The following is a 21,969-nucleotide window of genomic DNA, read 5'->3' as shown; positions in this document are numbered from 1 at the left end:
GGAGTCACTGGCAATTAACAATTGTTAGAGCATAGCTTTCCCGTGAGGATTACTTTTTCTGAAGACGACAGAGATTAAATTTTTCGATTTTGGTGGGAAAGGGTTGACAACTTTGGAAATCAATAACGAGATTTTCCTTCGCTAAATCCCCCACTATATCAGGAGATTTTTTATTAAAGTCCGTCTGGAGAATGTAGAGAGATTCTGGGGGAGTATTAGCAATAAATGTCTCGGCATTTTTTCGCATTAAAGTTCCCTCACTGACTCCAGTATTGCCTTTGAGTCTCACAAAACGAGTCGAAGCGGGAAAATAAGGGACGATAAAAGATGTTCCTTCATCTCCCCAGATAACAATCGTGGAATTTTCGTAGGGTTTTAATGCTTGACTATCGATACCAAAATAATTATCTGACCATCCCATTCTCCACCAATCCATCGGTTTAACCGTAGTGACAATTAAGGAAAATATTAGCAGATTTATGATTAATAAAGGTTTCTTGCGAGGATAAAGATAGGCAATAATCAAGATAATTAAAGTGGGACTGATTAATTCTAATGGCATCAGATAACGATAGATAGAAAATCCCACTAACCAAATAGAGTAAGCGGTCAGATAAAAAGGTAGTAAAAAACCTAAAACTGCACCGTAGATTAAGTCAGGTTCAGAGGATAGATTGCGCTTAGAAATAGCACAAAAAATAATTACTAATATTAGTAAAATTATCAATAAATAGGTGATAGCTAATCGGCTATCTTGGAAAGGAACCTCAGAGACAAGAGTTTGTCTATGGATAAAATAAACAGGATAAAACAACCATTGCCAGATATCTTTAGGCAAATATTGTATCCCTTTAAAATTGTAGTCGGTCTCAATATAAGGAGATTGAAATATTTTATTATAGAAGGGAAAAAGAGGATTAGCAAACTTTGTCCACATTAAGATTATCCAATAACCAGCAGTGAGACTAAAACCCACGGCCATTGAGAGAATTGATAACAGGAGGTTACGCAATTTATCAGACCAAGAATTAGGTAAAAAATTAATAGCTACCAAAAAGCTAATACTATATAAAGCATTGGTTAATTTCAACCCCGTTGCTAATCCTAGTAAGAATCCAGCTAAAAGAGTATTTTTAGAGGGAATTGGCAGATTTTTCCCTAAACTACTAACTATAAAAAATAATCCTCCCAGAACAAAAACACTGGTGGTATTATCACCAATACTGGTTCCTAACTCCGAGATATAGGCTGCCCCAAAAATACTGGTAATCGCTGCCGCTATGCTTAGAGTTATCTTGTATCTTTCGGAAACTTTATCGAGGGAATGATAGGTAATTAGGTGAACTAAGCATTGATTTAACCCGTGAAATCCTCCCATTAAAAACCCCACGACAATCGGAGGCAGTTTCAGATAATAAACAGCGACGAAAAAGGGAACATCAACCAGGGGATTAAAAAAAGTTTGTATCTGCGCGGGTAGGACATCATACTTGAACCTTCCTGTCAATAACATATAGGGATTATAGAAATGATAATTGCGTAAATCCCAACTAACATCTTGACCTAAAATAACCGAGATAATCCCCAAAGCAATAAAGTAGGTAATTGCCCAAAATAAGGGATGAGAAAGTGGAAAACGTTTGAGGTTTGTCATAATTGAAAATTCAAGATTTATTTGTTTAGTTTTACTCGCTTAACTTGGCAATTTATAGTTAAGGATAAGATTAAGATTACCTAGTAACAATCCCAAAAAGACGATCAGCATGATTATCTTGACAAAATTAGTTAAAATTTTCGATTTTTTCTCAGTTAAATCATTAAAGAAAAATCCCCCTAAAATAATTGCCGTTCCGATAATAAAGTAATATCTACCGTAAGGAGAACTAAAAACCCAATCCTTAATATTTAAATTCACCGACCAAACGACAAGAAAAATAAAGATAGTGGCAGCACCGATAAAATCAGAGTTTTTACGAAAATCGTCTAAGAATATACCAAGCACTAGCAAGAGAAATCCATAGTAAGGAATTACATACCAAGCATAGTAATGGCTTTGAGCGCCAGAAAAAATAAGAAGAATTGTATAGATTAATATAGGAAAAATAACTAATCGTATTTTAGATATTTTTAAAGGAAATCTGGCAACTAACAGTAGAGTAATCCAACTAAAAATTAACCAACCATCCTCAAAAAAAACTGTAGGTAAAACTAGATTTTTTAACATAGCAAAATCCGTAAAGCGATTTTTATGTTCTTGGAGAGTAGTTAAAAACCAACTAAAATCATAAAACCAACCGTAAAGGTAATACAAACCTAGGGATAAAACTGCCGTCAGAGAAGCGATTAAGCTATCTCGCCAATTTTTTTGGAATAATAGTAAAGCGACTAGAGAAGCTAGAATATATAATCCTGTCACCTTAACTAAAGGTGCTAAACCACCTAGAACTATAGCCAAATATAGATACTTGTTTTGAGACTTTTCATGGTACTGAAGGAATAAAAGTGCTACCGCTAAACTTAGACATAATAATAAATTTTCACTAACTGCTAAACGAGATAAAAAAACCGTATTGGGGTTAGTGGCAAAAATTAAAGAAGTTATAATCGCCACCCCGGTATTAGTCAAACGTAAAGCTAATAAATAAAGTAAGAAAATAGAGAGAGTGCCAAAAACCAAAGAAGGAATCCTAATTACTGTTAAACTACAGTCAAAAAATTCCTTTGCTCCCGATAAAATAGCCGTCATACCCACAATTAATCCAAACAAGGGAGGATGATCGAACCAAGGGGTAACAAAACGATAACGAACAGCAGTTTTTTCCCAAACTGTCACCAAAAAATCATCCGTGGGACTGAGGAAAGACCAACTGGTAGGAACTCCATCTTGAATCAAACTCATGCCACTCCAAGCAAAAGCAAATTCATCTTGAGTCCAGTTATAGGGAGGCAAGGAATCATACTGATAATATCTTAAGATTAAACCTAATCCAGTAATTAAGAGACCCAGACAGAGACGAAAATTAAACTTGCTAAAACTTTTTAATAAAAACTCTTGTCGGGTCATTATCTTGTATCTTTTTGTTGTTTGTACTTAACCAGTGCCATTGTAGCATGGTCAATGAGGGAGCCTCTCGAAAAACAGCCCTCACTTAAATACAAAGATTGTCGCCCCAGATAGCACCACTCTAGACTGAGATAGAACCCGATCGCCGACATTTTTGGTAAAGGGGGAAAGTCGTTACCCTAGTCGATCGGCTATCGTGGGAAAGAATAGCGCAAAAAATCATGAAAAACTTAGAGTACCATCAGCCTCGATCGTTACCAAGACGGCGTTTTCTCAAATTAACCGTCCTAGCCACAGGAGGAGTGGGTATTGCCACCATCTTAGCCCCTCGACGCACTAATTCCCTGACGCAGGCAGATCAAGCCAATCTCGCTCGGTTTTTAACCGAGAGTGTTGCCATCGAAGCCAAGAGCCTAGAATTTAGCGAATATTCGTTTGAAACCGTAACAATAGCTCGTAATGGTGAAATTAACTCTCGCTCTCTCCACACTGCTCGCTCTACTCGCCAACCCCTCGCTCCTGGCATCGACCTAGAAATGGTGTATATTCCGGGCGGCAGTTTCCTACAAGGTTCGCCTCCAGAAGAAAGAGGAGATCGCACCGGCAGCGAAAAACCCCAGCGTTCAGTGACAAACAAAGCCTTTTTACTGTCAAAATACCCAATCACTCAAGCCCAATGGCTGGCGATCGCATCTTTACCGCCTGTTAATATAGACATCAATCCCGATCCCGCTTTTTTCACTGGCTCAAATCATCCCATTGAAAGGGTATCTTGGTACGAAGCGATCGAATTCTGTCAACGCCTTTCTAGAGCTACTGGCAGAGATTATCGTCTACCGAGCGAGTCGCGCTGGGAATACGCCTGTCGCGCTGGAACTACCACCCCCTTTTATGGGGGCGAAACCTTAACCGCCGCCCAAGCTAACTATTATGCCGCCTTCAATCCCTACGCCGACGAACCGCCGGGTAATTACATAACTCGCACTACCCCTGTGGGCAGTTATCCACCCAACGCCTTCGGTCTCTACGATATTCACGGCAATGTTGCAGAATGGTGCGCCGATGTTTGGCACCGAAACTATAATCGGAATCCCCCCCTCGATGGTCAACCTTGGCTGACTCTCGATGAGAGAATCCATCCCCGTCATCAAAAAGCCCGTCTTGTGCGCGGGGGCAGTTGGGGTGATGAAGCCAATCACTGTCGCAGCGCTAACCGAACCTTCTGTTTGCCGGAAAAACGTTACAGCGTCTTGGGGTTCCGCGTCATGGCCGAGATTAGCCAGTAAAGCAGCAGTGAAGGAATTACAACCCTGTGTGATTTAATGGGAAGAAGTCTCACTTATCCCCAATGATCTAGAAACTTTTCTCCTAGGCAGCCTATCCAAAGATTAATTCTCTATGTGAGCGAGTCAAAAGATTTTTCATGACCATCCCACAAATCCCCTCCCTTCTCCCCTGCCCGAACGGTCCTCTGCAAGTACCTTTTTCCACCCCATTTGGGGAAACAAACGGTCAGGAGGATGGTCGTCTGGAGAATTCTCTCCCCCGTCCCCTCTCCCTGTCTCTGATCATCCCCACCTATAACGAAAAGCCGAATATTATTTCCCTAATCGCTATCCTAGACGATTTGCTCGCTCAAACTCTCCCCGAAGATTATCAATTAATCCTTGTTGATGATGATAGCCCCGATCGCACCTGGGAAATCGCCGCCACTTTGATGACTCACTATCCCCGACTACGGGTTATGCGCCGGCAAGGGGAAAAAGGACTCTCCTCGGCAGTGGTAAGGGGTTGGCAGCTGGCCGAGGGGGAAATCCTCGGTGTCATCGATGCAGATCTGCAGCATCCCCCCGAAATTTTGCTGCAACTCCTCGGGCAAATCCAAGCAGGAGCCGACCTCGCCGTCGCTAGTCGTCATCTGGCTGGTGGGGGAGTCAGCGAGTGGAGTCTCACCCGACGTTTTCTCTCCAGGGGCGCGCAACTTTTGGGATTATTAATTCTTCCTAGTGTGGTTGGCCGGGTATCGGACCCGATGAGTGGTTATTTTATGGTTCGACGATCAGCGATCGCTGGACCCGTCCTCAACCCGATGGGTTATAAAATTCTGCTAGAAGTCATCGGCCGCGGTCAGATCAGGACAATTGCTGAGGTTGGCTACGTTTTCCAAGAACGTCAGCAAGGGGAAAGCAAAGTAACTTGGAAACAATACATCGAATACGTCCTACATCTGCTAAAATTACGCTCTAAAGGTGGTTTCGTTCGTCTGGAAGGGCAATTCCCCCTCGATCGCTTTCTGCGCTTCTGTGTGGTGGGATTGAGCGGGGTATTCGTCGATATGGCTATTTTCTATCTCCTGAGCGATCCCAGCACCCTCGCTTGGGGAGTAACTCGCAGTAAGATTATCGCCGCCGAGGTGGCCATTATTAATAATTTTCTCTGGAACGACCGTTGGACTTTCGGCGATTTGTCCACCGGTCAAAATCAGTGGCAGCAACGTCTGAAACGTTTTCTGAAATTTAATCTGATCTGTTTAGCTGGTTTGCTCCTCAATGTGCTGCTGTTAAACTTTTTCTTTAATGTCTTACATATCAATCGTTATATTGCTAACTTAATTGCGATCGCCATGGTGACAATCTGGAATTTCTGGATCAATCTCAAACTTAGTTGGCGAGTAACCGAGGTAAAATTAGACCCCCCCCCCGAAAAATAACTGGTTAATACTATTATTCCCCGTTCTTGATTTTTTCCTAATTCTTGTATACTAAATTGTAAAATTTTTACCCTACCTTATCCCGATAATGAAATTCCTAGGTCACAGATTTTCTATCCCTAGAGATTATCTAAAAATTATCGCCACTATCTTCTCTATTGCTACCATCGGTCTGGCGGTTGTCGGTAACTACGGCATCACTTGGGACGAACCGATCGAAGTGGATATGGTCAATCATAATCTCGAACATATCCGAGAAAACAAGCCCATATCAGAAATGTCACGTCATTACGGCTTTTATTTTAACTACATATCCCAACTTATCTACGAAACCAAAGAAAAATTTTTCCCCGCTACTGCCAATCTTCCCCCCAATCCCACCGATAAGGATGAATGGCTATCGAGGATCTGGCAAATAACCCGGGTTAAGCACGTCGTCACCTTTCTTTTTTCCCTGATTACCTATCTATCGGTGGTGGGAATCGTCGCTATCCTAGCAGGAATCGAATCTGCTTGGTTAGGTGCGCTAATTTTAGCCCTATTTCCCGCTTTTTGGGGCCATAGCTTCTTTAATCCCAAAGATATCCCCTTTGCCGCCATGTTCACCCTCGGAACCTTCACAGGTTCCCTATTGCTGGATCAATATTTTCAGTCCGAAAATCAGGCTATTAAACTAGGATTTAACCGTTTAACCGTTTATTCTTGTCTCTACGGGATTATCGTTGGTTTAATCACTGGAATTCGCATCGGTGGCTTTTTTATCCTCTTTTATCTCATCTTCGCCCATCTGGTGGCCCGATGGGATCTCAAAACCCTCCCCAAAACCCTCTGGCGTTTTCTGCCCTTATACGCAGTTATTATATTTTTTTGGGCAATAACCACCTATATTGTCCACCCCGCCGCTTGGAGAGACCCGATTACTTGGTTTATCGAAGCGATAACCCTCATGTCCAAGTATAACATCTGGGATAATACGGTTCTCTTTGACGGTCAAAATATCCCCGGTCGTTCCCTGCCTTGGTACTATCTACCCCGGCTATTTTCCCTCACCACCCCCGTCCTCCTGCAAATCGCCGTCCTGGTCGGTGTCATGGGTATTTTGACAAAAATGACCAAATTAACGCCAACCCAGCGTGCATGCGCCCTAATCACCGTACTCCAAGCTTTTTTACTGCCTACCGTTGCTATCCTGCGTCAATCTACCCTCTACGACGGCATCCGTCACTTTTTATTTGTCATTCCCGCCCTAGCAGCGATCGCAACTACGGCTATTATTTGGACACACCATAAACTCAAGCGAAAGTCAATAAAAATCTTTCTAACGACCCTGCTAATCCTCAACTTTAGCGTCATCGTCTATGACATGATCAGTCTGCATCCCTACGAATACACCTACTATAACCGCGCCTACGGGGGCTTAAAAGCTGCTCACGGTCAACAGGAAACCGATTACTGGGGATTAAGTCTCAAAGAGGGGATGGAATGGCTTAATCAAAATGCCGCCGCTAACTCTACCATCGTCGTTGCCGGTCCGATGTTTGCGGCGGAAATGGTAGAGGATCAGCAACGAAACTTGACAATGATCTATCGAGATGACTTTGCTTGGGGAAAGGCCGCCGACCCCGATTATTATCTAGCTATATCCCGATACGATTACTTCCAGGCTTTCCCCCATTGTACCCTTGTTCATGCCGTCCAACGCCAAGAAACCCCCCTAACTATCATTAAACATTGTCGTCAGCCATGATCGAAATGACTGCTATTCCGCCGATTTCCCTGAAAAACTACCGTATCGCCGCCATCATTCCCTGTCACAATGAAGAACTAACGATCGCTAAAGTTGTCTCCCAATTCCAAACTTTTTTGCCAGAAGCGGCAATTTATGTCTATAACAACCGCTCTAGCGATGATACCGTGACGGAGGCACTCAAAGCCGGGGCGATCGTGCGTCAGGAAACCCAACCGGGGAAAGGCAATGTTGTCCGGCGAATGTTTGCTGATATCGAGGCCGATATCTATATTCTTATCGATGGTGATGATACCTACGAAATTGCGGCAGTACGACGCTTAATTGAACGAATGCTGCGAGAACAGTTAGATATGGTGGTCGGTGCGCGTCGGGAAGCGGCAAAATCCTCCCAGGCTTATCGCCGGGGTCATCGCGCCGGTAATCTATTTTTAACGGGATTCGTGAAATTTCTGTTTGGAGCGCGTTTAATCGATATGCTCTCCGGTTATCGCATCTTTTCTCGTCGTTTCGTCAAATCTTTTCCCGCTTTGTCCAATGGTTTCGAGATTGAAACCGAGTTAACTATCCACGCTTTAGAATTAAAAATTCCCTTCGCTGAAGAACCAACCCTCTACGGGGAACGTCCCGAGGGTTCCCAAAGTAAGTTAAAAACCTTTCAAGATGGCTGGCGGGTATTGGGAACCGCTATCCTACTATTTAAAGAAATTCGTCCTTTTCTCTTTTTTAGCCTTGTTTCGCTGATTTTGGCGGTTATTGCCCTCTTGTTAGCGATCCCCGTCCTGTTTGAATACCTCGAAACTGGCTTAGTACCACGTTTTCCCACCGCTATTTTATCGGCCTCGATCATGCTTTTAGCCTTTTTAGGTTTGACCTGTGGCATGATCCTCGATTCCGTCTCCCGGGGACGAAAAGAGATGAAACGAATGGCTTATCTAGCTAACAGTTGGCTGAAAGCTTAGGGAAAAAAGCTCCCTAAACATACAAGTCTAGGTCACATCTCCGTTTAAACCGTCTCCAACCGTTGCAGCACGGAGGCGGGTTTTTTGCCAATAAATTCCGCTGGCGAAATTTGATATTTAATCAGATTGGCTAATTCCTCTAGTTGGCTGATGGCTTCCGCACCTTCGAGTTTCATTAACTCTCGATCGTCGCGCATTTCTGTCCAGGTGATGCCGTAATCAGACACGAGAAACCGAATTAGATGGGTTTCCCCCAATCCCACCATAAAGGATGCGCTGTTCATTTGACCGCCACAGGTGTAGCAAGATGCTAGATAACCTTGATTTTCTAGTGCGATCGCTAAGGCCTGTAAATCCATGACTAAGTCTTTGACCAGTTGGCGATGCTGTTCTGCAAGTCGTTTAAACACAATTTTCCTCCTGATAACACTCCTCAATTATAAAACCTTAATACTTTTTTAAGATTCTTGCTTGAGAAAATAAGGTATGTGAACCAAGTTTTTTTACGGATGTTAAGTAACAAAATGTAAAGAACCCGAGGCCTAGGGTAGCGTGAATTCCTGAGTTCGCCAAGTATATATAACTACAAAGCCACCAGTTTATCCGTCTTTCCACCCCCTCGATCCCAACTATTCCCATCATGCCTATTTTTAAAGTTTAAGATCCGGTTTCGACAAAAAAGTTCGTAAATCTATATTGACAATTACATAAAGCTATGGCTCTATTGCAGATAGGGAGGGAGATGGGAGCTTGTTTCAGCGATCGGTAAACAGTAACCGGTAATTAGGGTTGGCTGAATAAATCTAAAAACCTTGTGGGGTAAGACTTTTAGACTTTTTGTCAACCAAAAAGTACCAGATCCCGGAGTGATCGGGGGGAAAATTCAGGTACTTTTTCCCTGAAAATTAGGTAATTGACCCCCTCAAAATCGCTAAAACCCTACACCCTACACCCTACACCCACCGAAAAACTTTTTGCCGCAAACCCTACTTAATAGTGACGTGGAGTATAAACCCACTGCTTGGTTTTACCCTGCTCAATCAGGCGAGTTTTACTCGATCCGATCAAAATTATGGTTCGCATATCCCCATCGTTAATAGTCATATCCTCTAGGAATTTTACCGTCACTGTTTCCCCTTTTCGCCCTAAATTACGCGCTAATACCACGGGAGTTTGCGGCGATCGCCATTGTAATAAAATCTCTTTTGCCTTCTCCAATTGCCAAGTGCGCTCTTGAGACACAGGATTATAAAATGCGATCGCTAAATCTGCTCGGGCTGCTAACTCAATGCGCTGAGAAATCACCTGCCAAGATTTGAGAATATCTGATAGGGAAATCGCACAAAAATCATGGCCTAAAGGCGCGCCAACCCTAGCAGCCGCCGCTTGCATGGCCGAAATCCCTGGACAGACCTGAATGGCCACCTGCTGCCATGCTGGTTTTGCTTTTTTTTCTAATACCTCAAACACGGCCGCGGCCATGGCATAAATGCCGGGATCTCCAGAGGAAACTAAGACAACCGATCGCCCCTTAGCCGCTAAATCTAGGGCAATTTCCGCTCGATCGAGTTCCACCCGATTATCCGATTCATGGCGGACAATTTCTGGTTTTCTCAGGGATTCTACCAAATCCAAATAAGTTTTATAACCCACCCAATCCGTGGCTTTTTCCAACACTTCTCGAACTTCTGGCGACATCCAATTTAGCGCACCCGGTCCAGTTCCAACTATGGCTAATTTACCTTGACTTTCCAGGTCTAAATCCCCCAGTAGTAAACCAGATTTTTCCTTAATTTCCTGGCTTTCTTCCCAGAGATAAACTAAACAGTCACTGCTAGGTTTTGCTAAGTTTAAGTTATTTTTATCGGTAATCTCAATGCTCAGTTTTGCATCTGATGAAATCGGTAAATTACTATTTTTTAACCAGTCCGCTTCACCGATTAATTTTACTTTTTCACCAGCCAATAAATCGGCAAGAAACTTCTTAGAATCATCGGGATTAACTAACTGATAACCCGGTGGTGGCGATAATAAAGTCGTTTTAAATCTAATATCACCAGTGGTGGTAATTGCGGGGGAAATTTGCAAAACCGAGGCAATTTGACGAGCGAGATCATTAACCCCTTGTAAACCCCCCAACAAAGGCACTACGGCGCTGCCATCTTCTGCGATTGCTAATACAGGCGGTTCTTGCCATTTATTAGTTAATAAAGGTGCTAAAGTGCGAATCAAAATACCCGCCGCACAAATGCCAATAATTGGCGTTCCCGTCTGGAAAAATTCTCGCACCGTTTCACCAAAATTAGTATAGGTAAAATCTGCCGAATGGGTACGATTTATTAACCCATAAACCACTGCTTCCGGTAGGGCCATTTGCACTTGACGAGCCACGGGAATACTGGTTTCTCCTAAAATGAGAATAGCTGGAGGTTTCATTTGGCTTCCCCTGACTGCGTTGCAGTTAACTTTTGGATAAATTCTTGATGCTCTACCGAGTTAATTCCAGCCTTTAAGATGTCCAACACCCGTGACATATTGCCGTTGAGCATGGCTGAAATATCTAACCACAAACCCGGAAATACTAGAGAGCAAATCACCCCTTCTTGGTTGGGTAACAAAGAAATATAATCGCCATTTTCTAAACTAAACCAATCAATCTTTTGATCAAATACCTGCCAAATAAGGTATTCTTGAATGCCACTGCGACGATAAGCACGTTTTTTATCCCCTAAATCTATGGCGGCACTACTAGCGGCAATTTCTACCACTAATTCCGGCGCTCCTTCTAGGTATCCCTCTACAGTTAGGGTTGATTTTCCCCCGCTTTCTTGACTAATTAATAACACCCCATCCGGCTGTAGTTCGTTGTCGATATCCAAGCGGACTGTTGGCTCAATACCCATTTGTACTTGGGGGGTAGCAACTTTGTATGTCCATAGCCAACCCACAAGATTGCCATGGGGTTCAGCATGAAATTTAAACCTTAATGGGGATGCCATATATACAACTCCTTCGATCAGTTCGGCTTTTTTTAATCCTGGCATAGCTTGATAACGGCGCTCGAATTCGGGACGAATTAAGCGATCCCCATTTTCTAACGGGGGTAAATGTTGAGTGGTTACAATCTGAGAAGTTAAGGATTTAACCGGAGAAGAAGTCATGGTGGCAGTCTTTGGGAACAAAACAGCATTGATTTTATTATAGATTGTTTCATTGGACTTCTTGAGGGATTTAATTTTTAACTGAAATTTTCCCGGAATTCCTGAGCTTTTAGCGATGGAATGAATGGCGACCAACAGATAGACAATTACTCAAAACTATACCATTTATCTTAGTGATGAGGTACAAAATTTTCCTTTTGGGAAGTCGGTAGTCGATACCAAATTAGGTTACACTTCATCTAGTTATGAGAAACGCTGTCATAACTGATATAGCGCACCTAAATGAAATGTAAACGTCCTCTTCTAGAGCCTACCCATTCACGAGTCAATTAGGCACACTATAACTAATAACTGATAATCGATAACTGATAATGTTGGTTCCCCTTACCCGTCAATCGATCGAGCAAATTGTCCCGATTATCGCCACAGGTCCCCAGTACGCTCACTATTGGGGTAAATGGTCTGATTTTCTGCGCCGTTTATTCATTTCTATCATCGCTCTCACCGCAGCTTGGTTAATCGGTAATTTATTCGGTCCCGGTGGTTTAACAATTAAACTGATTTTCGACATTATCGCCGGTTTATATTGGCTCTGGGGTCCGGTTTATTGGGCCAGTGTTCGCAATAATACCTATCGTCGTCTTCCCTACGGGGGGTTTTGGCGCGGTCGCGTTTTCGATGCTTTTGTCACCGAGGAATTAATCGGGGAAGAAGAAAGGGTCAATAAACGCGGGGAATTAGAGATTATCGAAAATCGCCAACGCTGTATTAATCTAGAAATCGGTGATCAAACTGGCTTTTCGGCGATCGTTCGCGCTCCCCTCAAACGCATCCATAAATCGATCCGTCCCGGGATGGTGGCCGAAGCTTTGTTAATGTCTCGAGACCCCGATTTAGGGGATATCAATCAGCTTTCTGATGTCCATCTTCCCCAACTCGACCAGTGGATAGGGGAATATCCTGTGCTGCGACGGGATATTTTTCAGCAAGTTAGTCGCGAATTGGGAGGGGGAAAAGAACCCCGGCCAAAACCTTCTCGTTATTCTAATAATGTCATCCGAAGACGCAAAACCCGTTAATGGTTCGGCGATCTTTGAAAAGATACCAGTTTCTCAGTCATCAATGAATAATAATTTACAGATTTTGGCTAATTTAATCCTTGTTTTTGCTGTTTTTGAACCATCAAAAATTAATTATGCAAGAGGTTTAATATAATGTTAATTAAGCTTAGAAGGAGATAAATTGATGACGGCATCCTATGAGCAAGACTTTGGACTTTGGGCCGAACAAATGGCCGATTTATTAGCTTCCGGTCGGTTTTCCGAGTTAGATATTGAGAATTTAGTCGAAGAGGTGCGGGATTTGTCGAAACGGGAGCGCGATCGCTTACTTGCTAGTCTCAGATTAATTTTGCATCATTTATTAAAGTGGGACTATCAACCTCAACGGCGATCCAGGGGTTGGTTGGGAACTATTCAGCGAGAAAGAGCTAATATTAGGCTTTATTTGGACGATAGCCCCAGTTTAAAGCGATATTTAACCGATGAAAGCCTATTTAAACTCTATGCTGTTGCTTGTTCCGATGCCTTTAGAGAGACGGGATTAGAGTTTCCCCCCGTTTGTCCCTACGGTATTGAGGATATTTTAAATCGTTCTCTTCATTTGTCGGAACGATAGACGAATCTCCTCACCTAACGACTGTATCTTAGAATACATTGTGCCTACCAAAACCAGCCGAAACCCCTAGTGATTTTCTTCTTCTCTATTTTCAATATTTATTGCTGACATTTCTGAAGGCAAAGGAGTTGCTAAACGAATATTGACATCAATCATCAATTGATTTTTTTCAATCTTTATATTCGCTCTTTTCACAACAATGAAAGCAGAAATAGAATCACTGGCATCGTATTCAAGAGAAAAATCTTTTTTATAACCAGCATCCTCTAACCATTCAGCAATATTACGCCAATTCTCTACCTTGCCATTATTATTACCAACCAGTTCTTTAACGTATTGATAGAGCGTAGTACATAAATCTACCTCAACTCCTTTACGACTCTTATTGAGTTTTTCAGCAATTTCTGTGGGACTATAACCGCAGAGTAATCCTTGTAAATGTTTTTTTTCAGTAGGAGTCAGTCGCTTTCCCTTAACAGAAGCAAGATCAAGATAAAGAGTTTCTAAGTCCCACTGACTCATAGCTCGGGAAAAAGGGTCATTATTGGTATCCATAAATTTTTGCCTAAAAATTTCCTAGTCAGATTCTAGCATAATTCCTAGTGTTGACTAATTGAATGATGTAGAACTATAACTTATTGTAAATGATTAGTAAACAACCACTTTTTAATTGAGGTAATTAAATATGCCTAGTTATACTCTTCCTACCAGTTATACTGGTACTAAAAATGGCGATAGAATCTACGGATCTGCTCAAAATGATTATATTTTTGGGGCTGGTGGGGATGATAAATTATATGGCGGTCGTGGAAATGATACTCTTGCGGGAGGTGAAGGAAATGACTATCTTGATGGAGGCGATGGTGACGATATTTTGCAAGGATCGGACACTCTTAATTATTACTACGGCATCCCCGGTCTAACTGTCCCAGAATATGATACTTTAGTTGGAGGTGCGGGTCGTGATACATTTGTAATTGGGAATAATCGAGGTAATCTTAATATGGGACCAGGTTATGCAGTAATAGCTGATTTTACCTCTTTTGTTGATCGCATTCAAGTTAAACGAAGTGGAGTATCTGCAGTAACTGGTATTACTCTTAAAAAACAAAATATGGTTGGAGGAGGTGCTTCAGATACACTTATTTATAATGGTACAGATTTGATAGCAGTTGTTCAAGATAATAGTAGTTTACAATTAAATAGTAGTTATTTTAACTTTGTTTAATGCAACTATCAGATTTTGTAGGGTGCGTGTTTGCGGCTACCAATTCTGATCAAAAACCAAAATCAATAATCCGCGCCCCACGCACCAAATTTATTATTAAATTGGTGCGTTACGCTTTCGCACTTTACACCCTAAGAGTGGTACGAAGTTGAAGGGTGATCGTTCTTGTCGGTGGGGTGGAGTGCGATCTCTGTCATCGAATAAGATATAATTGGGAAAGTCCAAATAATTAAAGCATTATGAGTTACCAAAACATTATTACCATTGAACCTGGAAAACGAAGCGGAAAACCCTGCATTCGAGGAATGCGTATAACTGTGTACGATATTCTAGAATATTTAGCAGCAGGAATGACAGAAGCAGAAATTCTTGAGGATTTTTCAGAATTAACTTCCGAGGATATCAAAGCTTGTTTGGCTTTTGCTGCTGATCGAGAGAAAAAATTATTTATCACCTCTTTATGAAACTGTTATTAGATGAAAATTTGTTAGATCGGATTATTGATAAAATAATTGATTTATATTCTGATTCTCAGCACGTCAAGACTTTAGGACTGATCAATACTGATGATGCACTTATCTGGGAATTTGCCAAATTCAACGATTTTGTAATTGTCTCTAAAGATGCCGATTTTCATCAGCGCAGTCTATTATATGGTCATCCACCCAAATTTATCTATCTTCGTATTGGCAATAGTCCAACTGCAAAGATTATCGAAATTTTAAGAGTTTATTTTTTAATTATTGTTGAATTTTTTGATAGTGAAACAGAAAGTCTGTTGATATTAAGTTGAGTGTGATCGCTGATCTTGTAGGGTGTGTGTTTGCGGTTACTAATTCTGTTAAAAAACCAAAATCAATAATCCGCTCCCCACGCAGCAAATTTATTATTAAATTGGTGTGTTACGCTATCGCTAACACACCCTACTGGATTGTTTCAGTTAATTTGGTGTATTAGAAAAATGCTATAAATTCTATAATTTAAGACTTTAAGCCGAAATCTATTGCCCTATTTTAGCTGAAACAGTCCACTGCGTTTAATTTTCCAACCTATGCTTTTTAATGCTTTTAAAACTTGTTTGGCTTTCGTTGCTGACCATTGACTCATAGAGCAACAAATGATAAATTTAGGTGATTTTCTGGAAGTTCTCCCTGTTCAAGTTGATCGGCTAAGACACGCAAAGCAAGTGCTTGAACTTTAGCAATAGCTTCCTGTTGACTATTGCCATAGACTAAAACTCCCGGAAGTTCGACGATTTCAGCAATATATCGTCCATCTTCTTCTTGTTCTATTTCAATCTTATAATTCATTTGAGAATTACCTATGGGATGACCTGCTGTCTTGATTATATTAGATTTTATAGCCGCTCTTGTCGGTTGGATTGACCCAAGGAAACCCAACATACATTAGATAGGGTTTGCCGAAAAAGCTTTTCGTGGGGTTAGGAGTCAGTCCCAACGAAAAAATTTTCACCACCACAGATGAAAGAGGTTTCTTTCCCTACACCCCACACCCTACACCCTACACCCTCTTTCCAGTCAGTCCCAACGAAAAAATTTTCACCACCACAGATGAAAGAGGTTTCTTTCCCTACACCCCACACCCGTTCGGACCTCGGCCATCTATATATATAGGGTTTGCCGAAAAAGCGTTTCGTGGGGTTAGGAGTGAGTATTCAGTATTCAGATGCGGGTTTTCAGTTCACTGTTCACAGCAAAATACTCCCCACTTCCCCACTTCCCCACTTCCCTATCCCTTTTAAACAGGATTTATTATTAGCCTGTATCAGCATTTCTGATTCTATAGTTAAGTTTGGCTAATAACAGCTTATTTTTAGTTGCCTGTCAAGCCCCTATTATAATTTTTAATCTCTGATCCTTGGTCTGATTTAACATTGATCTTAAAAATTTAGTTTTTTGTATCGAAGAAAACAGTTTTATTAACCATTATCTGCTGCTATAGAGGGAAATCGCGGGGGGCTGATAATCCTTGAAACCCTTGTCAATACTAGCATTATTCCCCCTCAAAATTTCACTAATTCCCCAAGTTTTCCTAACCTTGACCCCCTCTAGGACACAAAAAATTAAAAACCTTTTATCCTAACCTGGTTTTTAGCGCACGTCAACCCTTTATTTAAATTTTTGATTCTCTTGCCCGATAACGATATAAATTCTCGTAATGACCAACCAATTTTCCGTGATACGGTTGAACAGAACGCAACCAAGTTAGCTCTGCAAACTCAAAGGAATGTTAGCAAATTCCTTCAGCTTTGCATTGGGAACTTGCTAACGCACAATAAGAAAGTCTATGAACAAACAACAATTGAACAAACTACAAGCTATAACCGCCCTCACCGTAGTGGGGACTACAGCGTCGATAATTTGTTCCCAGACAGCGGGACTCAGCAACAGCCTGACGGACATTAGCATAGATCGTCAAACTGTCATCGAGTCCACTTCTCAAACCGTTCTGTCCGCTTTTTCCAATAGTCGAACATTCGATTCAGATATCAAAGTATCACGTTCGCCTCAAAATAATGCTAACGAAATTCTAAAAACTTTGGAGTCCCTAGTGGACAAAGAAAATACCGTCCCTGCAAGCGTTACACCCCGGCCCCAAGAGGCCATTCCTTCGACGATACAACCCCAATCACAACCCAATCAAGTCAAACCGGTTCCGGCCAGCAATCCTGCCTCAGTCACACCGCCAGAGAAGCCAAAAACAACCCAAGGGACAAAAACCAGCAGCCGGCCTCGTAAACAGGGAATGGCCTCTTGGTATGGTCCTGGTTTCCACGGTCGTCGCACCGCTAGTGGTGAGACTTTTAACTCTGGTGGTTTAACTGCCGCTCATCGCTATCTACCTTTCGGCACTAGGGTTAGGGTAACTAATCTGCGTAATGGGCGCTCGGTGGTGGTGCGAATTAACGATCGCGGTCCGTTTACTGGTGGTCGCGTCATCGACCTATCCAGAGGTGCGGCAGCGATTATCGGTGTCTTCCAATCGGGAGTTGCCCCGGTGGTCTTGGAAGTTTTAGGCAGATAATCAGTAAACAGTTATCAGTAAACAGTTATCAGTAAACAGTAAGCAGTGAAAAGACAGCACTGTTAATGCTACTCAATACCCCTCACTCAATAATGCGTCTTGGAAAATTCAGTACAAATGTTCAGGCTTCCTCCTTATCCCTGACTAAAAACTCACATCTGATCACTGGTAACTGGTAACTGATAACTGATCACTGGTAACTGATCACTGGTAACTGATCACTGATAACTGGTAACGGATCACTGCTATAGTGATCCTATTGGGATTTGACGGGGTTTATGTTAGAAATTAACGATTTATCGGTTAATTATGGCGGAATAAAGGCATTACAGCAGGTTAGCCTAAGGGTAGAAACGGGGGAAATTGTCACCCTGATTGGAGCGAACGGAGCGGGAAAAACGACGACTCTAAAGACAATATCTCGGCTTTTAACGGCAAAGACGGGGCGAATAATCTATCAGGGTCAAGATATTACCCATTTACCGCCCCATGAAATCGTTAAGCGGGGAATTGCCCATAGTCCGGAAGGGAGAAGAATCTTAGCGCGTCAAACAGTCTTGACAAATTTGCAGTTAGGTGCTTATACCAGAAGCGATCGCCTAGCAGTAAAAAGCGATATCGAAGAGCAGTGGCAACTTTTTCCCCGACTATCGGAGCGCCGAGAGCAGTTAGCGGGAACCCTAAGCGGTGGGGAACAACAGATGCTGGCGATCGCCAGAGCTTTAATGAGTCGTCCCAAGTTATTGTTACTAGACGAACCCAGTTTAGGACTAGCGCCGCAGATAGTGAGAGAAATCTTCAGTATTATCCGTCAATTAAACGAATCGGGAGTAACTATCCTGTTAGTGGAACAAAACGCCCATTTAGCCCTAGAAACTGCCAATCGCGGCTATGTTTTGGCAGCGGGACGCTTGACTATCGCGGGAGAAGCCGGGGATTTACTCAGGGATGAGCGGGTCAAACAAGCTTATTTGGGTTAATCGATGATGATGCGGCAACTATAGATAAAATCCTATGGTAAAGGTAGGAGAAAAAATATTTACAAAATTTTACAAAGTCGCATAAAATGAACACATAACGAAATAGGTATTTTTTCTTACTGCCATGCTAACGGCTAACTTCCCCTGGCTCACTGCCATCATTTTGCTCCCCTTGCTTGCCTCTTTCCTAATCCCTGTAATCCCCGACAAGGAAGGAAAAACCGTTCGTTGGTTCGCTCTTGGAGTCGGACTAGCAGACTTTATATTAATGTGCTACGTCTTTTTACAAAAATATGATTTAAGCAACCCCAACCTACAATTAGTAGAAAAAATCGATTGGGTTCCCCAAATAGGTTTAAGTTGGGCGGTGTCGGTAGATGGTATCTCGGCACCGTTAGTTTTATTAGCAGGATTAGTGACAACCCTTTCTATCTTGGCCGCATGGCAAGTGGACCGCAAACCCCGTTTATTCTACTTCCTGATGCTGTTGCTCTACGCCGCTCAGATTGGTGTTTTCGTCGCCCAAGACTTATTATTATTTTTCTTAATGTGGGAAATCGAGTTAATTCCCGTTTATCTACTCGTTTCCATCTGGGGTGGTCAAAAACGTCGTTATGCCGCCACTAAATTCTTACTCTACACCGCCGCCGCTTCTATCTTCATCCTCGTTGCCGGTCTAGCCATGGCCCTTTACGGTGGTGGTGCAATGACCTTTGATATGGCGGAATTAGGATTTAAAGATTATCCCCTCGCTTTAGAATTAGTCCTTTACGCTGGTTTATTAATCGCTTTCGGAGTCAAACTGGCCATCTTCCCCCTCCATACTTGGCTCCCCGATGCTCACGGTGAAGCTTCTGCACCTGTATCGATGATTCTTGCTGGTGTTCTCCTCAAAATGGGTGGTTATGGTTTAATACGCCTTAATATGGAGCTTCTCCCCGATGCACACATCTACTTTGCCCCGATTCTAGCGATTCTCGGTGTCGTCAATATTATCTACGGTGCTTTCGCTTCCTTCGGTCAACAAAACATGAAACGCCGTCTCGCTTATTCCTCGGTTTCACACATGGGATTCGTCCTTTTAGGGATTGCTTCCTTTACCGATGTGGGTATTAGCGGCGCTATGTTACAAATGCTCTCCCACGGTTTAATTGCCGCCGTCCTATTCTTCCTTGCTGGTGTCACCTATGACCGCACCCATACCTTAGCTTTAAACGAGATGGGTGGGATTGCTCAAGCGATGCCGAAAGTCTTCGCTCTCTTTACTGCCGGGGCCATGGCTTCCCTAGCGTTGCCTGGAATGAGCGGTTTTGCCAGCGAAATTACCGTATTCATCGGTGTCACTAGCAGTGACGTTTATAGCCAAACCTTCCGGGTTGTGACTGTTTTCCTCGCTTCCGTTGGTTTAATCCTCACCCCGATTTATCTACTCTCCATGCTTCGTCAAGTTTTCTACGGAGATGGTTCTTCCTGCGATATTACTAACATTCTCCCCAACAAAAGTAACGAACAAGCAGTTTGTTTCGGTACTAGCTGTGTCCTTCCTGACGAATCAGAATATATTGACGCTAAACCCAGAGAAATCTTTATCGCTGTCTCTTTCCTCGCTTTGATTGTCGCTATCGGTTTCTATCCCCAACTGGCTACCCGTATCTACGATGTGAAAACGGTGGCAGTTAACTCGGAAGTGCGTCAAGCTTACACAGAAATCGCCGCTACTCGTCAAAATATCTACGCTGAAACTCAACCGGACGTAAGCGCCAAAGTTGCCAGTATCTTCCAATAAATTGGCAAGTCTAAAGTGAATAGGTTATCGGGAGTAGAAATTCTGCTCCTGATTTTTTTTTCGAGGAGATAATTAATTAGGGTTTGCTGAATAATGGTAAAACCCTTTTAAAATAAGGCTTTTGACCTGTTAAAATCCGATGTTAGTCCCAGAAAATCGGATTGGGACTCTCAAAAACCTTGCATTAGACCTCTTGTAGTACATAAATTGGTATAAAAAGAGAGGGCAACAAAGCCTGAAACTCTCGACGACCGGCTACTGACGACCGACTCCTTAACCCCACCAACAAACTTTTTCAGCAAACCCTAATTAAGCGGTATTTTTGTAGGCACTGAAAGAGGATTCTTGCCAAATTTAATAGAGAAAAGATTCCAGTCGTTTCCTGAAAGTGCAGATAAAAATTCCCTGTTCTTTGTCTTCCCTGCGGGTAATCCAAGTAAATTGCAGGACCGCGTTAAAAGGTATAGGAGAGTGGGTAGCGGGGAGAAACAATTTATAGGAGTGTTAATCACGCTATTAAAAACGGATTTAGTATAACTTCTGCTGATCATCATGAGTGACAGAAAGTCACAAATATGAGATACACCAGCTTGATAGTGAACACTCATTATATATTAATAAATATAAATAAATATGAAGTAATTTAAGTTTCAAGAAGAATGAACCCGATCTTTTTTAGGATGGGGGTAAAAGTGATTTTCAATTTCTCAGGTGGAAAGATGAATCCAGATTAAGCTATCTGAACGATAAGAGGACAAGCCCATGTTTGAAGATTTTACCTATATTACCGATGAGGCTTTTTTAGAGGATTATTGGTGGGAAGAACAGGTTATCTGTACCCACTGCCAAGGCAAGAGAAGAATCTATCTAGAGACGGAGAATGAATCCGTCCCCTGTAAATTCTGTGAAGGTGAAGGCATTATTAAACGAAAACAAGAGGAGGCTAACTATTCCTAAAAATCTGTAAAATTAGATACATAAACTAACAATCTTCTTGGGTTAAAACCTCTGGCTGACATTGTTTAATTTCGCTGTTAATTCCCAGGGCAGATTCCGATTGGAGGTCTTCGATATAACCGGATTGATGGGATAAAGCTTCCGAAAAACTCTCAAAAGGACCGAAATAATAGAGACATTTCGGCTGACTGGTGGTGATCTCTATCCACCAGGGTTGAGGTGGTAAACTAGGCTTGATCGAGACAGTTTCCAGGTCCAGAGGCCTTATACTGAGAATCTTGGCACCTTGGCGCAGGAGGCGCTGTGTTTCTTGACTCATGCGGCTTTTAGGTACTCGCAGGACTGTCTGGGAGAAGCGTTGAGGCAAAGAGCCAGAAGAACCCGAAAAAACAACTTCATAGAGAAATATTTGATTCTCTCCCTGATTATTAGCCTCTAGCATACAGAAAAGATTCTCTTTTGGGGTAAGGGTTAAAAAAACAGACGCTACTTTGAGCAGATGACTCAAGCAAAATCATCTCCTAACAGAGTAGCGCATCTTGATACCATAGCATAGAGCGGCAAAAAGTTAGGTTTTGACCTACTCTCCCCTCACGGCATAGCTTGACAGGAGATGCTTCCACAGCAAGAACCTGATCGAGTCCTTTATTCA

The 21,969-nt window shown here is 42.3% G+C and carries 22 protein-coding genes; 14 read left to right on the top strand and 8 right to left on the bottom strand.

Annotated features, from left to right (window positions below; genetic code table 11):
- Nucleotides 1-49: 49 nt before the first annotated feature.
- Both B5D77_RS08130 and B5D77_RS08125 read right to left on the bottom strand, forming a co-directional pair.
- Entirely contained in the window at nucleotides 50-1,654 is a 1,605-nt protein-coding gene (locus B5D77_RS08130) for a glycosyltransferase 87 family protein (RefSeq protein ID WP_106908617.1), read from the bottom strand.
- Nucleotides 1,655-1,693: 39 nt separating this feature from the next.
- Nucleotides 1,694-3,064 (bottom strand): glycosyltransferase family 39 protein, encoded by a 1,371-nt coding sequence (locus B5D77_RS08125; protein WP_106908616.1) that lies wholly within the window; start codon nucleotides 3,062-3,064, stop codon nucleotides 1,694-1,696.
- Between the two features lie 221 nt (nucleotides 3,065-3,285).
- On the opposite strand from B5D77_RS08125, the gene B5D77_RS08120 reads away from it, so the two are divergent.
- The 4 genes from B5D77_RS08120 (at nucleotide 3,286) to B5D77_RS08105 (ending at nucleotide 8,483) form a co-directional block, all read left to right on the top strand.
- Nucleotides 3,286-4,350, top strand: a complete 1,065-nt coding sequence (locus B5D77_RS08120; protein ID WP_106908615.1) for a formylglycine-generating enzyme family protein — start codon at nucleotides 3,286-3,288, stop codon at nucleotides 4,348-4,350.
- A gap of 137 nt (nucleotides 4,351-4,487) precedes the next feature.
- Entirely contained in the window at nucleotides 4,488-5,774 is a 1,287-nt protein-coding gene (locus B5D77_RS08115) for a glycosyltransferase (RefSeq protein ID WP_106908614.1), read from the top strand.
- Between the two features lie 88 nt (nucleotides 5,775-5,862).
- On the top strand, nucleotides 5,863-7,521 hold the full coding sequence (locus B5D77_RS08110; protein ID WP_106908613.1) for a hypothetical protein: 1,659 nt from the start codon (nucleotides 5,863-5,865) through the stop codon (nucleotides 7,519-7,521).
- The gene (locus B5D77_RS08105) at nucleotides 7,518-8,483 is read left to right on the top strand and encodes a glycosyltransferase family 2 protein (protein ID WP_106908612.1); all 966 of its coding nucleotides are present in this window, start codon (nucleotides 7,518-7,520) and stop codon (nucleotides 8,481-8,483) included. The genes B5D77_RS08110 and B5D77_RS08105 overlap by 4 nt, the downstream gene beginning before the upstream one ends.
- Nucleotides 8,484-8,527: 44 nt before the next feature.
- Here the strand turns inward: B5D77_RS08105 and B5D77_RS08100 are convergent, their stop codons facing one another.
- The 3 genes from B5D77_RS08100 to B5D77_RS08090 form a co-directional block, all read right to left on the bottom strand.
- On the bottom strand, nucleotides 8,528-8,893 hold the full coding sequence (locus B5D77_RS08100) for a DUF1815 family protein (RefSeq protein ID WP_008197647.1): 366 nt from the start codon (nucleotides 8,891-8,893) through the stop codon (nucleotides 8,528-8,530).
- A 580-nt stretch (nucleotides 8,894-9,473) separates the two neighbouring features.
- Entirely contained in the window at nucleotides 9,474-10,919 is a 1,446-nt protein-coding gene (cobJ, locus tag B5D77_RS08095) for a precorrin-3B C(17)-methyltransferase (RefSeq protein ID WP_106908611.1), read from the bottom strand.
- A complete protein-coding gene (locus B5D77_RS08090; protein WP_051011145.1) occupies nucleotides 10,916-11,644 on the bottom strand; it encodes a Uma2 family endonuclease in 729 nt (242 codons plus the stop codon). Before B5D77_RS08090 ends, cobJ begins: the two co-directional genes overlap by 4 nt.
- A 371-nt stretch (nucleotides 11,645-12,015) precedes the next feature.
- On the opposite strand from B5D77_RS08090, the gene B5D77_RS08085 reads away from it, so the two are divergent.
- The 3 genes from B5D77_RS08085 to B5D77_RS08080 are packed head-to-tail and all read left to right on the top strand — an operon-like array spanning nucleotide 12,016 to nucleotide 13,321.
- Nucleotides 12,016-12,723: a hypothetical protein gene (locus B5D77_RS08085; RefSeq protein ID WP_002740014.1), complete on the top strand. Its 708-nt coding sequence runs from the start codon at nucleotides 12,016-12,018 to the stop codon at nucleotides 12,721-12,723.
- A complete protein-coding gene (locus B5D77_RS25805; RefSeq protein ID WP_159036949.1) occupies nucleotides 12,695-12,859 on the top strand; it encodes a hypothetical protein in 165 nt (54 codons plus the stop codon). Before B5D77_RS08085 ends, B5D77_RS25805 begins: the two co-directional genes overlap by 29 nt.
- Nucleotides 12,860-12,889: 30 nt before the next feature.
- Nucleotides 12,890-13,321 carry a DUF29 domain-containing protein gene (locus B5D77_RS08080; RefSeq protein WP_106908610.1) on the top strand — a complete coding sequence of 144 codons (432 nt, stop codon included), beginning with the start codon at nucleotides 12,890-12,892 and terminating at the stop codon, nucleotides 13,319-13,321.
- Nucleotides 13,322-13,387: 66 nt separating this feature from the next.
- Here B5D77_RS08080 and B5D77_RS08075 read toward each other — a convergent pair whose 3' ends face one another.
- Nucleotides 13,388-13,876, bottom strand: a complete 489-nt coding sequence (locus B5D77_RS08075; RefSeq protein ID WP_106908609.1) for a helix-turn-helix domain-containing protein — start codon at nucleotides 13,874-13,876, stop codon at nucleotides 13,388-13,390.
- 130 nt (nucleotides 13,877-14,006) lie between these two features.
- Between B5D77_RS08075 and B5D77_RS27840 the strand changes: the two genes are divergently transcribed.
- The 3 genes from B5D77_RS27840 to B5D77_RS08060 all read left to right on the top strand — a co-directional run bounded on the left by B5D77_RS27840 (nucleotide 14,007) and on the right by B5D77_RS08060 (nucleotide 15,342).
- Nucleotides 14,007-14,549 (top strand): hemolysin, encoded by a 543-nt coding sequence (locus B5D77_RS27840; protein WP_106908608.1) that lies wholly within the window; start codon nucleotides 14,007-14,009, stop codon nucleotides 14,547-14,549.
- A 239-nt stretch (nucleotides 14,550-14,788) separates the two neighbouring features.
- On the top strand, nucleotides 14,789-15,013 hold the full coding sequence (locus B5D77_RS08065; protein ID WP_002745983.1) for a DUF433 domain-containing protein: 225 nt from the start codon (nucleotides 14,789-14,791) through the stop codon (nucleotides 15,011-15,013).
- Nucleotides 15,010-15,342 carry a DUF5615 family PIN-like protein gene (locus B5D77_RS08060; protein ID WP_106908607.1) on the top strand — a complete coding sequence of 111 codons (333 nt, stop codon included), beginning with the start codon at nucleotides 15,010-15,012 and terminating at the stop codon, nucleotides 15,340-15,342. Before B5D77_RS08065 ends, B5D77_RS08060 begins: the two co-directional genes overlap by 4 nt.
- Before the next feature lie 310 nt (nucleotides 15,343-15,652).
- On the opposite strand, the gene B5D77_RS08055 is transcribed toward B5D77_RS08060, so the two are convergent.
- Nucleotides 15,653-15,859, bottom strand: coding sequence for a type II toxin-antitoxin system HicB family antitoxin (locus B5D77_RS08055; RefSeq protein WP_008197619.1), 207 nt, complete (start codon nucleotides 15,857-15,859; stop codon nucleotides 15,653-15,655).
- Nucleotides 15,860-16,856: 997 nt separating this feature from the next.
- Between B5D77_RS08055 and B5D77_RS08045 the strand changes: the two genes are divergently transcribed.
- From B5D77_RS08045 to B5D77_RS08030, 4 genes are all read left to right on the top strand, one after another.
- Entirely contained in the window at nucleotides 16,857-17,594 is a 738-nt protein-coding gene (locus B5D77_RS08045; RefSeq protein WP_008197615.1) for a septal ring lytic transglycosylase RlpA family protein, read from the top strand.
- A gap of 278 nt (nucleotides 17,595-17,872) precedes the next feature.
- A complete protein-coding gene (locus B5D77_RS08040; protein ID WP_008197614.1) occupies nucleotides 17,873-18,574 on the top strand; it encodes an ABC transporter ATP-binding protein in 702 nt (233 codons plus the stop codon).
- 124 nt (nucleotides 18,575-18,698) lie between these two features.
- Nucleotides 18,699-20,360 carry an NAD(P)H-quinone oxidoreductase subunit 4 gene (locus tag B5D77_RS08035; protein WP_008197612.1) on the top strand — a complete coding sequence of 554 codons (1,662 nt, stop codon included), beginning with the start codon at nucleotides 18,699-18,701 and terminating at the stop codon, nucleotides 20,358-20,360.
- Nucleotides 20,361-21,122: 762 nt separating this feature from the next.
- Nucleotides 21,123-21,317 (top strand): hypothetical protein, encoded by a 195-nt coding sequence (locus B5D77_RS08030; protein ID WP_008197609.1) that lies wholly within the window; start codon nucleotides 21,123-21,125, stop codon nucleotides 21,315-21,317.
- Between the two features lie 25 nt (nucleotides 21,318-21,342).
- Here B5D77_RS08030 and B5D77_RS08025 read toward each other — a convergent pair whose 3' ends face one another.
- Nucleotides 21,343-21,759: a DUF1816 domain-containing protein gene (locus tag B5D77_RS08025; RefSeq protein ID WP_039899537.1), complete on the bottom strand. Its 417-nt coding sequence runs from the start codon at nucleotides 21,757-21,759 to the stop codon at nucleotides 21,343-21,345.
- Nucleotides 21,760-21,969: the final 210 nt, after the last annotated feature.

Origin of the sequence: Microcystis sp. MC19 (genome assembly GCF_003019735.1) — a bacterium.
In the GTDB taxonomy this organism is placed as follows: Bacteria; Cyanobacteriota; Cyanobacteriia; order Cyanobacteriales; family Microcystaceae; genus Microcystis.
Note: the sequence above shows the minus strand (reverse complement) of the source record. Positions and strands in the feature narration are given on the sequence as shown.

Bases quoted from the DNA above. Each gene is read 5' to 3' on its own strand.
- B5D77_RS08130 (WP_106908617.1), bottom strand. From the start codon at position 1,654: ATGACAAACCTCAAACGTTTTCCACTTTCTCATCCCTTATTTTGGGCA.
- B5D77_RS08125 (WP_106908616.1), bottom strand. From the start codon at position 3,064: ATGACCCGACAAGAGTTTTTATTAAAAAGTTTTAGCAAGTTTAATTTT.
- B5D77_RS08120 (WP_106908615.1), top strand. From the start codon at position 3,286: ATGAAAAACTTAGAGTACCATCAGCCTCGATCGTTACCAAGACGGCGT.
- B5D77_RS08115 (WP_106908614.1), top strand. From the start codon at position 4,488: ATGACCATCCCACAAATCCCCTCCCTTCTCCCCTGCCCGAACGGTCCT.
- B5D77_RS08110 (WP_106908613.1), top strand. From the start codon at position 5,863: ATGAAATTCCTAGGTCACAGATTTTCTATCCCTAGAGATTATCTAAAA.
- B5D77_RS08105 (WP_106908612.1), top strand. From the start codon at position 7,518: ATGATCGAAATGACTGCTATTCCGCCGATTTCCCTGAAAAACTACCGT.
- cobJ (WP_106908611.1), bottom strand. From the start codon at position 10,919: ATGAAACCTCCAGCTATTCTCATTTTAGGAGAAACCAGTATTCCCGTG.
- B5D77_RS08090 (WP_051011145.1), bottom strand. From the start codon at position 11,644: ATGACTTCTTCTCCGGTTAAATCCTTAACTTCTCAGATTGTAACCACT.
- B5D77_RS08085 (WP_002740014.1), top strand. From the start codon at position 12,016: ATGTTGGTTCCCCTTACCCGTCAATCGATCGAGCAAATTGTCCCGATT.
- B5D77_RS25805 (WP_159036949.1), top strand. From the start codon at position 12,695: ATGTCATCCGAAGACGCAAAACCCGTTAATGGTTCGGCGATCTTTGAA.
- B5D77_RS08080 (WP_106908610.1), top strand. From the start codon at position 12,890: ATGACGGCATCCTATGAGCAAGACTTTGGACTTTGGGCCGAACAAATG.
- B5D77_RS08075 (WP_106908609.1), bottom strand. From the start codon at position 13,876: ATGGATACCAATAATGACCCTTTTTCCCGAGCTATGAGTCAGTGGGAC.
- B5D77_RS27840 (WP_106908608.1), top strand. From the start codon at position 14,007: ATGCCTAGTTATACTCTTCCTACCAGTTATACTGGTACTAAAAATGGC.
- B5D77_RS08065 (WP_002745983.1), top strand. From the start codon at position 14,789: ATGAGTTACCAAAACATTATTACCATTGAACCTGGAAAACGAAGCGGA.
- B5D77_RS08060 (WP_106908607.1), top strand. From the start codon at position 15,010: ATGAAACTGTTATTAGATGAAAATTTGTTAGATCGGATTATTGATAAA.
- B5D77_RS08055 (WP_008197619.1), bottom strand. From the start codon at position 15,859: ATGAATTATAAGATTGAAATAGAACAAGAAGAAGATGGACGATATATT.
- B5D77_RS08045 (WP_008197615.1), top strand. From the start codon at position 16,857: ATGAACAAACAACAATTGAACAAACTACAAGCTATAACCGCCCTCACC.
- B5D77_RS08040 (WP_008197614.1), top strand. From the start codon at position 17,873: ATGTTAGAAATTAACGATTTATCGGTTAATTATGGCGGAATAAAGGCA.
- B5D77_RS08035 (WP_008197612.1), top strand. From the start codon at position 18,699: ATGCTAACGGCTAACTTCCCCTGGCTCACTGCCATCATTTTGCTCCCC.
- B5D77_RS08030 (WP_008197609.1), top strand. From the start codon at position 21,123: ATGTTTGAAGATTTTACCTATATTACCGATGAGGCTTTTTTAGAGGAT.
- B5D77_RS08025 (WP_039899537.1), bottom strand. From the start codon at position 21,759: ATGCTAGAGGCTAATAATCAGGGAGAGAATCAAATATTTCTCTATGAA.